The sequence below is a fragment of the Streptococcus pneumoniae genome (genome assembly GCF_001457635.1).
GTDB classification, from domain to species: domain Bacteria; phylum Bacillota; class Bacilli; order Lactobacillales; family Streptococcaceae; genus Streptococcus; species Streptococcus pneumoniae.
In genome coordinates, this window is record NZ_LN831051.1 from 114,588 (window position 1) to 127,932 (window position 13,345).

At 39.8% G+C, this 13,345-nt stretch carries 11 protein-coding genes, 1 other RNA gene and 3 pseudogenes; 5 read left to right on the forward strand and 10 right to left on the reverse strand.

Going from position 1 to position 13,345, the window contains the following annotated elements; all coding sequences use genetic code 11:
• Window positions 1–60 precede the first annotated feature (60 nt).
• Together AT689_RS13180 and AT689_RS13185 are read right to left on the reverse strand one after the other, a co-directional pair.
• Window positions 61–183 (reverse strand): annotated as a pseudogene (locus AT689_RS13180) (N-acetylmuramoyl-L-alanine amidase family protein); the annotation flags it as partial.
• A gap of 39 nt (window positions 184–222) precedes the next feature.
• Window positions 223–390, reverse strand: a pseudogene (locus AT689_RS13185) (transposase); the annotation flags it as partial.
• A 662-nt stretch (window positions 391–1,052) separates the two neighbouring features.
• Here AT689_RS13185 and AT689_RS12295 point away from each other — a divergent pair.
• From AT689_RS12295 to AT689_RS00590, 3 genes are all read left to right on the forward strand, one after another.
• Window positions 1,053–1,391 (forward strand): lanthionine synthetase LanC family protein, encoded by a 339-nt coding sequence (locus AT689_RS12295; RefSeq protein WP_001820155.1) that lies wholly within the window; start codon window positions 1,053–1,055, stop codon window positions 1,389–1,391.
• Window positions 1,291–1,761: a lanthionine synthetase LanC family protein gene (locus tag AT689_RS12300; RefSeq protein WP_001809487.1), complete on the forward strand. Its 471-nt coding sequence runs from the start codon at window positions 1,291–1,293 to the stop codon at window positions 1,759–1,761. The genes AT689_RS12295 and AT689_RS12300 overlap by 101 nt, the downstream gene beginning before the upstream one ends.
• 158 nt (window positions 1,762–1,919) lie before the next feature.
• The gene (locus AT689_RS00590; RefSeq protein ID WP_000765695.1) at window positions 1,920–3,152 is read left to right on the forward strand and encodes an MFS transporter; all 1,233 of its coding nucleotides are present in this window, start codon (window positions 1,920–1,922) and stop codon (window positions 3,150–3,152) included.
• Between the two features lie 117 nt (window positions 3,153–3,269).
• On the opposite strand, the pseudogene cbpC reads toward AT689_RS00590, so the two are convergent.
• From cbpC to AT689_RS00630, 8 genes and pseudogenes are all read right to left on the reverse strand, one after another.
• Window positions 3,270–4,212, reverse strand: a pseudogene (cbpC, locus tag AT689_RS00595) (choline-binding protein CbpC).
• A gap of 97 nt (window positions 4,213–4,309) precedes the next feature.
• On the reverse strand, window positions 4,310–4,999 hold the full coding sequence (locus tag AT689_RS00600) for a response regulator transcription factor (RefSeq protein ID WP_000518012.1): 690 nt from the start codon (window positions 4,997–4,999) through the stop codon (window positions 4,310–4,312).
• A gap of 11 nt (window positions 5,000–5,010) precedes the next feature.
• Window positions 5,011–6,435: an NADP-dependent phosphogluconate dehydrogenase gene (gene gndA, locus AT689_RS00605; RefSeq protein ID WP_000158788.1), complete on the reverse strand. Its 1,425-nt coding sequence runs from the start codon at window positions 6,433–6,435 to the stop codon at window positions 5,011–5,013.
• Window positions 6,436–6,510: 75 nt separating this feature from the next.
• The gene (gene mapZ / locus AT689_RS00610) at window positions 6,511–7,905 is read right to left on the reverse strand and encodes a cell division site-positioning protein MapZ (protein WP_000039300.1); all 1,395 of its coding nucleotides are present in this window, start codon (window positions 7,903–7,905) and stop codon (window positions 6,511–6,513) included.
• Between the two features lie 12 nt (window positions 7,906–7,917).
• On the reverse strand, window positions 7,918–9,075 hold the full coding sequence (locus tag AT689_RS00615; RefSeq protein WP_000711387.1) for a THUMP domain-containing class I SAM-dependent RNA methyltransferase: 1,158 nt from the start codon (window positions 9,073–9,075) through the stop codon (window positions 7,918–7,920).
• Window positions 9,076–9,159: 84 nt separating this feature from the next.
• Window positions 9,160–9,540, reverse strand: an RNA gene (rnpB, locus tag AT689_RS00620) — RNase P RNA component class B.
• Between the two features lie 20 nt (window positions 9,541–9,560).
• Entirely contained in the window at window positions 9,561–9,890 is a 330-nt protein-coding gene (gpsB, locus tag AT689_RS00625) for a cell division regulator GpsB (RefSeq protein ID WP_000146522.1), read from the reverse strand.
• A gap of 69 nt (window positions 9,891–9,959) precedes the next feature.
• Window positions 9,960–10,487, reverse strand: coding sequence for a DUF1273 domain-containing protein (locus tag AT689_RS00630; protein ID WP_000179549.1), 528 nt, complete (start codon window positions 10,485–10,487; stop codon window positions 9,960–9,962).
• A gap of 65 nt (window positions 10,488–10,552) precedes the next feature.
• Here AT689_RS00630 and recU point away from each other — a divergent pair, with 65 nt between their 5' ends.
• Window positions 10,553–11,149 carry a Holliday junction resolvase RecU gene (gene recU / locus AT689_RS00635; RefSeq protein ID WP_000248787.1) on the forward strand — a complete coding sequence of 199 codons (597 nt, stop codon included), beginning with the start codon at window positions 10,553–10,555 and terminating at the stop codon, window positions 11,147–11,149.
• Window positions 11,146–13,305, forward strand: a complete 2,160-nt coding sequence (gene pbp1a / locus AT689_RS00640; protein WP_001040015.1) for a penicillin-binding protein PBP1A — start codon at window positions 11,146–11,148, stop codon at window positions 13,303–13,305. The genes recU and pbp1a overlap by 4 nt, the downstream gene beginning before the upstream one ends.
• Window positions 13,306–13,345 lie beyond the last annotated feature (40 nt).

Sequence of the window (13,345 nt, forward strand, 5' to 3'; positions counted from 1 at the left end):
TCTATTTTATTATATTTTCACAAAAAAAGCGATTGTTTCCATTCACAATCGCTTCTTTCATTATTGAACCCATTCGCCATTATAATTGACAAAATAGCCATCTACGGTCGTATTCACTGCCAAGGCACCTGAGCTATAAGCGTAGTACCATCTGCCATTGACCTGGAACCAACCTGTCGTCATAGAACGACGAAAGAAACTCCATACCGTTAAGTAAAGAGGAAAGTCGTGAGGGATCATGCGCCATTGACAACCTGTTTTAGTGACGTACAAAGTCTCATTAACAAGTACTCGTTTCGGCCATTTATAGGTGCGGTGTTTGGAGAAATAGGGTTCAATCTTAGCCCATTCTTGATCGTTTAAATCAGTATCATATGCTTTGCGTGTCATAACTCTAGTTTAACATTTTTTGTGAATACAAGTTCTAAATAATCGACCACGAAAATTTCTTAAGTGGAAAACGCCTTATGAAGTATGCTACGGGAAACTTATGCACTTAATTTGACAATTCAAGATGTAAAAATATATACTATAGTAGATTGAAACTAGAATAGTACACCTCTACTTCTAAAACATTTTTAGAAATCGATTTGACTGTCCTGATCGATTTGTCCTGTTATTATTTCATTTTACTATAATATTTGATAAGTTATCCTAAAAGTGTTATTATGTTGTTGTGTTATAGATTGATTGAATCTAACTAAAGGATCCTATTCAATTACTAGAACTATCACATACTCAAGGTCAGCTCACAGATGAGCAACTATTTTGGTTACAATGTCTACTAAATTTAAGTCAAACAAATAATTTAGTCAAAATTAAAAAAAATAGAGGAACATAAATATGATTACAAAACAGAATGTAATAGTGTTCTACGATTTTTACTAGATAAAACTGTAAATTCTGAAGGAAGGATCACTTCTTCAACAGAATTTGGAAATTTCGTAAGTAATTTATCATTCCAACACGGAATAGCTGGACTACTGTTTCCTCTAAATAAATTGTACCCCCCAGAACTGGATTCTAAAATACTCTCTATCATCAAGAAGGCAGTGACAATTAGAACGACACACACATATGAATATCAATACTCACTGCTATTTGGTGATGCAGGCTATCTATGGTTACTCCTACATTTATTTTCTATCAGTAAAAATCAATACTATCTACAATTAGCAAACGTCACCGCTAAGAAATTAATAGAGAATTATGATACTCTAGAGGAAATAGACTTTGCATTGGGAAAATCTGGTGTCCTATTATCATTAATAAAATACTATCAATTTACCAATGACAATACTCTTAAAACTTTCATCCACAATAGTATATGGGGAAATTTATCATTATTTCCTACAAAGAGATACAGCCAAAGAAAGCATTTTAGACTATAGCTTTGCTCATGGATATTGTGAAATTGCATATGCTTTATTTGCCTATTCTAAAGTCTTAGAACCTTCTATGTTCTATAATGATCTCCATACATTCCATGCTGAATTAAAAAAATTATTAGAAAAAGTTACTTCTAATACTGAAAATTTAGGAAATTTACAACTTTCTTGGTGCGAAGGAATTTCCGGAATAATCTTATATCTTTGTATGTACGATTGTGACGGAAACAAAGATATTATTAGTAAATATCAAGAATTTGTTTTTAACCATCATCTAAAAATGATGACAGGATATTGCCACGGAATAACTAGCTTACTACAAACCACTGTCTACAATCAAAACAAATTACTGATGAAAAAATCCAACAGGTAATTTTAGCATGTTCTGAACGAGATGATCACGATTTACTGATGTTTCAAGGAGATAGTGGTAAAACAGATTTGTTTGACTTCGGAATAGGAAGCAGGGGGTATATTGGTGTCTATTAAATAATAAATTCCCATTCGATGTGCAGACATAAGGAGAAAAGTATGAAATTATTTTGGACAAACAACATATATAGACAGTTGCTGCTAAACAGCTGTTTTTCATCATTCGGCGACAGTATTTTCTACCTCGCCATTATCAATTATGTGGCTCAGTACAATTTCGCTCCGCTAGCGATTTTACTGATTTCCATTTCAGAGATGGTTCCCCTACTATCGCAACTCTTTCTCGGGATTCTAGGAGATTTTCAAGAAAATAGAGTCAAACACGCACTCTGGATTGCCAAAATCAAAATCCTGCTCTACGCTATTTTGACAGTATTTCTCGTCTTGTCGCCCTTTTCATTAGTTTCAGTCATTATGATTGTCATCATCAACCTCATCTCTGACACCTTGAGCTACCTGTCTGCCTACATGATGAACGCCCTCTACATCAGTGTAATTAAGAACGACCTGCATGATGCCATGGGGTTCAGGCAGTCTCTGATGAGGGTTGTCCACATTGTCGCCAATCTGGCTGGCGCATTCCTTATCAATGTTATGAGTATTCAAACTATTTCCCTTATCAACACTCTGACTTTTGTCATTGCCTTTTTGGGTCTGTATGTTATTAGACATACCTTGTATGAGGTTGAAAAAAGGATTGAAATGTCACATACAGCACTGAGTTTTAAGAAATATTTTCAACATCTTAAACAGTCGCTGGCTGTGCTCCTGAGGTTAAAAGATACCGTCATACTACTGTTTCTGACGACCAGTATGATTGCCATCTTGGATGTGTCCCCTCGGCTGATTGCCCTCCGCTTCATCCAACAGACACTAGCACAACTGAGCATTGGGCAACTCCTCGCCCTGCTCTCCATCATCATGTCTTGTGGAGCTATCCTTGGCAATATGACCAGCAGTAATCTATTTAAAAATATCCGTTTCACGCACCTCTTGGTTTTCTGTGAGATTTCCCTATTGACTCTAATAACTAGTATCCTTTGTCAAGCCTATATCGTAATTTTCATGACCAGTTTCATCAGTTCTACGATTATCGGCATTCTCAGCCCTCGCCTACAAGCAGCTGTCTTTGCCCATATCCCCAGTGACAAGATGGGGACGGTGGGCTCTGCTCTGAGCACAGTGGACATTCTCGCCCCGTCCCTGCTCTCCCTATTAGCCCTATCCATAGCATCGGGCGTTTCGGTGCAGTTAGCATCGATATTTTTGTATCTTATTTTAATTGCTCTTATCTTTTGTCAATGGTTAGTCAAGTTCAACACTCATAACTAACGAAAAAGCATGTGTAGATTTCACATGCTTTTAATCTCCCCAATAGTCAGGTCAAGTACAACAAAGTCACTTCTTTGATTAAGCGAGTGTTCTAATATAATTATAAGCGCCCTGTCATTACCGAACCCATTCGCCATTATAGTTGACGTAGTAGCCATCTACGGTCGTATTCACTGCCAAAGCACCTGAGCTATAAGCATAGTACCAGTTGCCATTGACCTGGAACCAACCTGTCTTCATATCTCCATTACTTGTATTTAGGTAGTACCAAGTTGAACCATCTTGATACCAGCCAGTCTTCATATCACCATTTTTATTATCTAAGTAATACCATTTGCCTCGTACATATTTCCAACCTGTTGCCATAGAACCAGAGGAGCCAAAATAATACCATTTTCCGTTTACTTTTTGCCAATCTGTAAGCATCTAGGTAGTACCATGGAGCAGGTTTGCTTCTATCAATGTCAATAGTAACATGAAAATCTTGAGTCCAACCCTTAGCAACTTCACCAATTGGTAGTGGATTGTAAGAATCATCGCCAAAATTTCCTAGCTTATTTAAATAATACCAATGACCCTCTTCATAAATCCAGCCTGTCTTTACAGCATAATTATTATCAAAATAATAAGTTCTCTTTTCAGCAGATAGAGGATATTGTTCACCGTATACTTTTCCTGTATTTTCAGACGTTTTTGCCTCTAGTACTTGTTTATCTGTTTGTTCTAGCAAAGCACCATCTTGTCCAAAATAGTACCACTTCTCCTGAAGGCCAATTTCGAAGACTGGACGATTATCAAATAAATCATCACGATAACCTGTTCCAGGAATTTCTAAGTATTGCCAACCGACAACCATCTCTCCAATATCACCAAAATAGTAAGTTTTACCGTCTATTTTATGCCAATAGATTGCTTTATGATCATCTTTTACATAATATTTTCTATTATCCTTATCAACAAATCGGCCACCTGTGGTATTCGCAAATACCGTATTTGTAGCTAGCAAACCAAAGAAAAAGACTGCTAGTAGAACTTGCATCATTTTTTTCAAAAGTTTCATTTATATATCCTCCTAAAACGATTGTAGCAAAGACCCGACTGCATGTCAATATATAAAAACTCCTCAAAAAAGCAGTTACACAACTGCAACTGCTTTTCTATTCTTGCATGGTGTAACCAACACCACGCACGGTTTTAATGTTGCTTTTTTGTCCTTTAACATCAAGCTTGCTCCGTAGATAGCGGATATAGACATCTACGATATTTGTCTCGGTCGCACTTTCATACTTCCAAACACTTTCCAACAATTGCTCACGAGTCAATACTTTCTTGCTTCCCATAAGTGTCGCCAAAAGGTCATACTCACGGCGGGTCAGAGCAATCATCTCTTCACCACGATAAACCGTGTGATGTTCAACATCTATCCTAAGATTGCGGTAGGTCCTTGGAACTTTCATCAGACTGCAGTGTTGATCAATGAAGTCCCGACCTCGGAAGATCGCCGAAATACGCGCTACCAGATTTTCGATAACGACTGGCTTATAGATGTATGAAACTGCAAAACGCTGAACAACTTCCAGCTCTTCTTGCAAGTCTTCCCAATGATCTAAAATCATGATGACTGAGGCAGGTTTAGTTCGGCTCAATTTTTCTGCAAAATCCTGAGCCATCATATCTCCCAGATTAACGTTCAATAAAATCAAATCATAGTCTGTCTGAAGAGCCATGGAGAGGGCTTTTTGCCCCTCCTCTACCAGATCAACCCGATACTGCTCTTTCTGGAGTTCCAAACTTAAAAAATGAGCTAGATTTCGTTCTTTCTCAAGTAATAAAATCCGTTTCCCCATGGCTGACCTACTTATTTTTCGTCATACCAAGAGTAGTGGAAGGTTCCTTCTTTGTCTTTACGTTGGTAAGTGTGAGCACCAAAGTAGTCACGTTGTGCTTGGATCAAGTTAGCTGGAAGGTCAGCTGAACGGTAGCTATCAAAGTAAGTAATAGCTGCTGAGAAAGTTGGCACTGGCACACCTGCTTGAACCGCAAGAGCTACGATATCACGTACTGCTTGTTGGTACTTAGCAGTAACATCCAAGAAGTACTCGTCCAAAAGAAGGTTGGCAAGATCTGCATCGCGGTTGTAAGCATCTGTAATCTTTTGCAAAAAACGAGAACGGATGATACAGCCATCACGCCAGATAGATGCGATATCTGCAAATGGCAAGTTCCAGTTGTTTTCTTTAGAGGCTACACGCAATTGAGCAAATCCTTGTGCGTATGAAATGATTTTTGAGAAGTAAAGGGCTTGACGGATCTTTTCAATCAATTCAGCCTTGTCTCCTTCAAAGTTGAAGGCAGCTGGTTTTGGAAGCACCTTGCTAGCATATACACGTTCTTCTTTGTAAGTTGAAATGTAGCGTGCAAACACTGACTCAGTAATCAGTGACAATGGTACACCAAGGTCAAGAGATGATTGGCTAGTCCATTTACCAGTTCCCTTGTTACCTGCAGCATCAAGGATGTAGTCTACGATTGGTCCATCTTGGCCTTCATCGTCTTTACGGCTCAAGATATCAGCTGTGATTTCGATCAAGTAGCTATCCAATTCACCCTTGTTCCACTCAGTAAAGATTTCAGCCATATCCTCTGCAGAAAGACCTAGCAAGTGTTGCATCAAGTCATAACTTTCTGCGATCAATTGCATATCACCGTACTCGATACCGTTGTGAACCATTTTCACATAGTGACCAGCTCCATCAGGACCGATATAAGTCACACATGGTTTGCCATCTTCTGGTGCTTTAGCTGAGATTTCTTCAAGAACATCCGCAACCAATTCGTAGGCCTCTTTTTGTCCACCAGGCATGATAGAAGGACCTTCAAGAGCACCTTTTTCACCACCAGAAACTCCAGTACCGATAAAGTTGATACCTGAGTTTGCCAATTCTTCATTACGACGGATGGTATCTTTGTAGAAAGTATTTCCACCGTCAATCAAGATATCACCTTTGTCAAGGTGTGGAAGAAGGGCTTGGATAGTAGCATCTGTACCAGGTCCAGCTTGAACCATCAGCATGATACGACGAGGTTTTTCGATTGAGTTTACAAAACTTTCAACGTCATAGCTTGGTACAAAATTCTTTTCAGGATGGCAAGCAATCACATCTTCCGTTTTTTCTTTACTACGGTTGTAGATAGCAACTGTGTAACCACGTGATTCAATATTAAGGGCAAGGTTACGACCCATTACGGCCATACCTACGACACCAAAGTTAGCTTTTGTCATTTGACACTCCTCTTGTTTCATTTGTTTTATTTTATCATTTTTACTTTTGAAAAGAAAGAATTTTGTAACGACTGCTTAGTAGTCCAAGTCATCCGCATGACCAGCGCCATTTCCGACAAAGTAGCCTGTCTTACAGTTAAGGGTAAAGAGATAGGTTCCATCTGGCTTATAGAGGTTGTAATAACCATTGCCGTTAACGATATTGACACGTTCAAGGATATATTGGTCTCCAGTGATATAGCCACGTGAACGTGAAGTCGCTAGAATTTGTTCCAAGACACCATCCGCAAAATCCCAGGCAGAGTTATTACTATCATCAATAGCAGACTGATTATAGGCAACACGACTGGCACTTCTTTGAACAGCAACCCCTGCACTCGAGAGACCCATATTGACTTCACTGCGACTACTTCTAGTCTCATTTGAACTACTTGGTTTTGGCTCACTAGTCGTATTTGAACTTGCTTGACTTGAACTTGAGCTGCTAGTTTGACTTAAACTTGAGCTAGAAGTACTTGTTTGCTGGCTCTTACCAAGACTGATAGCCTTATCTAGCACTTTATCAAGCTCCGTATTTCCAGTTTTAATATCTGTAAATTTAGCATCCGATTTGGCTTTGGCATTGGTATCCAACACACCATCCACAATAGCTGGTTTCTCAAATTGAGCATTGACATCTTGAATAGCCTTGATTTGCGTTGCTAGACTATCATATTTAGATTTGGCAAGCGTATGTTCACGACTACCTTCCAGCTTATCAAGTAAAGTCTTGAGTTGATTCAGTTTATCAAACTGGCTATTTTTCAAAGCCGTTTTATTGCTATCTGTGTAAAAGGCGTCATAAAGTGTATTAAAATCATCCACATCCGATTGATTGGCTGTAGTTGATTGAGAAGTTTCAATTTCCTTGGTCGAACGAGCCACTTGACGGTAGACATAATAAGCACTGACACAAATAATTACTGATACAAGCGCCAAAACGGTCAAAATAAAGCCTTTTTTACTTTTCTTTTCTGAGTCCTCTTGATCCAGACGAGAAAGGTTTTGCTCCTCTTCCACTTCTTCAGTCATTTCTGTTGGATTTTCATCATCTAGCAATAGAGGATCCAAGCCTTGCTCCTCATCGTCCAGAGGCAAGGGTAGTAAGATGTCTTCAGAAGATGGAACTTCCTCCGAAGAAGCTTCTGACTTCTCTACAGCATCACGCATCTCTTGAATTAAATCATCCAGACTCTGAGTTTCAACGAACTCCTCTTTTTTGTATTGACGAGTCGCAAACTTATCCGCCTCAATTTCATCTCTGTGTTGCTTAACATACTTGTCCAAAATGGAATCCTCAGGCAAGACTCCTGCTTCCACTTCTTCATTTTTACGAATAGCTTGACCAACTGTTAGCTCTTTTGCTTCATCAAAATCAAATTGCGGTTCTTGACCTTCTTTTTTTTGACGATTTCGTCTTTTTTTACTCATGAGTATCCCTTTCTATTTTACCTCTTGCCGTTTGACACGCTGACCAAAATATTGATACAGATCCACTTTAAAGGTTCCGTTGTATAACTTACGCTTCTTATCTGCTTGGCTACCATACTTGCTTTCAAAAGCTTCATCACTAGTCAGGATAAATTTGCTCCAAGTTTTCAGCGGTGCAAATACTTGCCCCATCTCAGCATAGAGCTTGGTCACCCCTGCATCATCTGACAAACGTTCACCATAAGGCGGATTGGAAATGATTACTCCATTGATTTTATCGGAACGTAAATCCTGCACGCGCATCTGCTTAAAAGTAATGTCTCCTGCAACACCAGCTACCTGAGCATTGGCCTTAGCAATTTCCACCATGCGAGCATCAATATCACAGCCCATGATATCCAGCTCAAGCTCACGGTCTACTTTTTTAGCCGCTTCTGTGCGCACTTCTTGAATCAAGCGATCGCTGATCCAGTTCCATTCCTCAAATGCAAAAGAGCGACGAAGACCTGGCGCCATCTTTCTAGCAATCATAACTGCCTCAATACAGAAAGTCCCCGAACCACAGGTCGGATCAATCAAAGGCTTGTCTGGATACCAGTTAGAAAGTTGTAAAATGGCTGCTGCCATATTTTCCTTGATAGGAGCGCCACCTTTTTCGGTACGATAACCACGTTTAAAGAGGCTAGACCCGGTCGTATCAATCATGACAGTTGCCACATCTTTGAGAATAGAGACCTCAATCTTAAACTCTGGGCCATTCTCCATCAGAGGAACCCCTTCTGGGCGAGCATAGTGTTTCTGCAATTTCTTGACAACAGCTTTCTTAGAAATAGCCTGAACACTGGGCTCATTGTGAAGTTTGGACTTAACACATTTAGCTTTTGAAATCGGGAACCGAGCTCCAAGTGGTAAATAATTTTCCCAATCCAAAGCGAAAACTCCCTGAAATAGCTCTTCAAAAGTCTTAGCTGGGAACGTTCCTACGATAATTTTGATACGATCTGCTGCCCGAAGCCAAAGGTTGGTTTCGATAATAGCTCTCACGTCTCCTTGAAAACGAACACGTCCATTTTCAACCTGACAATCGTAGCCCAACTCTCGCACTTCACGACCAACGACAGCCTCAAGCCCTGCTGCCACAGTTGCAATTAAATTAAATTCTTTTTTCATGTTACAGTCTTGCAAGACCTTTCTATATGTCCACTTTAAAAAATGAGGTTGAGAAAATTTCTCAGCCCCAACCTATATGCAATTTTCTATAAGCCATGTTTTGTTCCAGAAGTGACTAGGACCACTTCCTTCGATAATCATCTGTCTACCACTAACAGCTCTAGCTGATAGCAGTCAGAATACTACGTTCGTTTCCGCGTACTCCATGCCCCGACCAAAATTTGGGTTGCTAGCTTGAGGGGTTTACCGCGTTCCACTCTCTCTGTTTCCAGAAAGACTCCGTCACTGTGGCACTTTCAAGCCTACTCTGGCCTATCCAAGGACTTAGCCATTTCAACTGCCGTAACGATTTCTCGTCCCTAGGCTTATGGTTTCGCCTAGCACAAACACTACAGGCATCACAGCCTGTGCTAGCATGGACTTTCCTCATGAGAAGCAATTCTCCTCACGCGATTATCCAAAAATTGCACATCTCAAATAACTACTTAAAAATCTGAGTTATCTAAAATTTGTTTACCAAAAACTTCTTTTTCCAATCTATTCAGGCGTTTCAAAATATCAAAATTCGTCATAGAACTTGTAATTGCCGCTTCAAGGGGTTCTGCTTGAACTGGTGAAGGTTTCGGTTTACGAGTTAATTCTTCCTTCAAATCCGCAATTTCCTGACGAAGTGACTTGACCAAGGCAGCATAGGTTTCATAGTCCTTGATGACATCGTCTAAAAACTCGTCAACTTCTACTTTATTATAGCCACGGACTTCACGTCCAAACTCTTGTTCAAAAATATCTTTCGCTGAAAAAATAATACTTGCCATGTCTCTCTCCATTCTCGCTTGCTAGTATTATTATATAAAAAAAGGCAAACAAAAATCAAGGTCAAAGCTTCAATTTTCGGAAAAATTTTCAGCAAGTTCATTTAATTGATCAAATGTTAATCTCTTTATAAAATAGTCCTCTTGATTTTTCATCTTTTGGTAAAAATAAGCTAGTTTTGTTTCATTTTCTTCATCATAAAAAAGATAGGAACTAGTCGTGTTTTCCAGCAAAAACTGCTGGTAATCTCTTAACTGCCCCTTGTGTTCATAGCGAGGATAGGCATATTTGACAAAGTCTACCTGCTTAAAGCGACTCAGTTTCATCTGATTGCCTTCATTCCAATTTTCCCCATGGGTTTCAAAAGCAAAAATGGTGGCCAACTGGAAACCGTATTCAGTTTTCATCTCCTGAGCAACCTCTAAAACCCAATATTCAAAACCCAAACTCCCTGTAAACACAAGCCAAGACACCCCATCTGCTGCCATAGCCTCTAAATCTTTACGTATCGCTTTTTTAATCAATTTAAGACGAGGATCCTTATCAGAAAATAAACCCAAATCAAAAGCAGAATAGCCTAAAACCAAAGCTGTAGCCATTTTTAACCCTTTCTGTGCAAATTATGGTATAATAAAGTGATGTTATTGTACCAATAAGGAGAATTATGGTCAACTATCCACATAAAGTTTCATCACAAAAAAGACAAACATCTCTTTCTCAACCCAAAAATTTCGCAAATCGAGGAATGTCTTTTGAAAAGATGATCAATGCTACCAACGACTACTATTTGTCTCAGGGCTTGGCTGTTATACATAAGAAACCAACTCCTATTCAAATCGTACAAGTGGACTATCCACAACGAAGTCGTGCCAAGATTGTTGAAGCCTATTTTCGACAAGCTTCAACGACGGACTATTCTGGCGTTTATAATGGATATTACATCGACTTTGAAGTCAAGGAAACAAAACAAAAACGTGCGATTCCGATGAAAAATTTTCATCCACATCAGATTCAGCATATGGAACAAGTCCTTGCCCAACAAGGAATCTGCTTTGTCCTTCTTCACTTTTCTTCTCAGCAAGAAACCTACTTATTGCCGGCATTCGATTTGATTCGCTTCTATCATCAAGATAAGGGACAAAAATCAATGCCACTTGAATATATTCGAGAATATGGATATGAAATCAAGGCTGGTGCCTTCCCTCAAATTCCTTATCTCAATGTTATCAAAGAACATTTATTAGGTGGTAAAACAAGATGAACAAACCAACGATTCTGCGCCTAATCAAGTATCTGAGCATTAGCTTCTTAAGCTTGGTTATCGCAGCCATTGTCTTAGGCGGAGGAGTTTTTTTCTACTACGTTAGCAAGGCTCCTAGCCTATCCGAGAGTAAACTAGTTGCAACAACTTCTAGTAAAATCTACGACAATAAAAATCAACTCATTGCTGACTTGGGTTCTGAACGCCGCGTCAATGCCCAAGCTAATGATATTCCCACAGATTTGGTTAAGGCAATCGTTTCTATCGAAGACCATCGCTTCTTCGACCACAGGGGGATTGATACCATCCGTATCCTGGGAGCTTTCTTGCGCAATCTGCAAAGCAATTCCCTCCAAGGTGGATCAACTCTCACTCAACAGTTGATTAAGTTGACTTACTTTTCAACTTCGACTTCCGACCAGACTATTTCTCGTAAGGCTCAGGAAGCTTGGTTAGCGATTCAGTTAGAACAAAAAGCAACCAAGCAAGAAATCTTGACCTACTATATAAATAAGGTCTACATGTCTAATGGGAACTATGGAATGCAGACAGCAGCTCAAAACTACTATGGTAAAGACCTCAATAATTTAAGTTTACCTCAGTTAGCCTTGCTGGCTGGAATGCCTCAGGCACCAAACCAATATGACCCCTATTCACATCCAGAAGCAGCCCAAGACCGCCGAAACTTGGTCTTATCTGAAATGAAAAATCAAGGCTACATCTCTGCTGAACAGTATGAGAAAGCAGTCAATACACCAATTACTGATGGGCTACAAAGTCTCAAATCAGCAAGTAATTACCCTGCTTACATGGATAATTACCTCAAGGAAGTCATCAATCAAGTTGAAGAAGAAACAGGCTATAACCTACTCACAACTGGGATGGATGTCTACACAAATGTAGACCAAGAAGCTCAAAAACATCTGTGGGATATTTACAATACAGACGAATACGTTGCCTATCCAGACGATGAATTGCAAGTCGCTTCTACCATTGTTGATGTTTCTAACGGTAAAGTCATTGCCCAGCTAGGAGCACGCCATCAGTCAAGTAATGTTTCCTTCGGAATTAACCAAGCAGTAGAAACAAACCGCGACTGGGGATCAACTATGAAACCGATCACAGACTATGCTCCTGCCTTGGAGTACGGTGTCTACGATTCAACTGCTACTATCGTTCACGATGAGCCCTATAACTACCCTGGGACAAATACTCCTGTTTATAACTGGGATAGGGGCTACTTTGGCAACATCACCTTGCAATACGCCCTGCAACAATCGCGAAACGTCCCAGCCGTGGAAACTCTAAACAAGGTCGGACTCAACCGCGCCAAGACTTTCCTAAATGGTCTAGGAATCGACTACCCAAGTATTCACTACTCAAATGCCATTTCAAGTAACACAACCGAATCAGACAAAAAATATGGAGCAAGTAGTGAAAAGATGGCTGCTGCTTACGCTGCCTTTGCAAATGGTGGAACTTACTATAAACCAATGTATATCCATAAAGTCGTCTTTAGTGATGGGAGTGAAAAAGAGTTCTCTAATGTCGGAACTCGTGCCATGAAGGAAACGACAGCCTATATGATGACCGACATGATGAAAACAGTCTTGACTTATGGAACTGGACGAAATGCCTATCTTGCTTGGCTCCCTCAGGCTGGTAAAACAGGAACCTCTAACTATACAGACGAGGAAATTGAAAACCACATCAAGACCTCTCAATTTGTAGCACCTGATGAACTATTTGCTGGCTATACGCGTAAATATTCAATGGCTGTATGGACAGGCTATTCTAACCGTCTGACACCACTTGTAGGCAATGGCCTTACGGTCGCTGCCAAAGTTTACCGCTCTATGATGACCTACCTGTCTGAAGGAAGCAATCCAGAAGATTGGAATATACCAGAGGGGCTCTACAGAAATGGAGAATTCGTATTTAAAAATGGTGCTCGTTCTACGTGGAACTCACCTGCTCCACAACAACCCCCATCAACTGAAAGTTCAAGCTCATCATCAGATAGTTCAACTTCACAGTCTAGCTCAACCACTCCAAGCACAAATAATAGTACGACTACCAATCCTAACAACAATACGCAACAATCAAATACAACCCCTGAGCAACAAAATCAGAATCCTCAACCAGCACAACCATAACATTTATCACCCAGATTTTTCTGGGTGATTTTGTCATAGC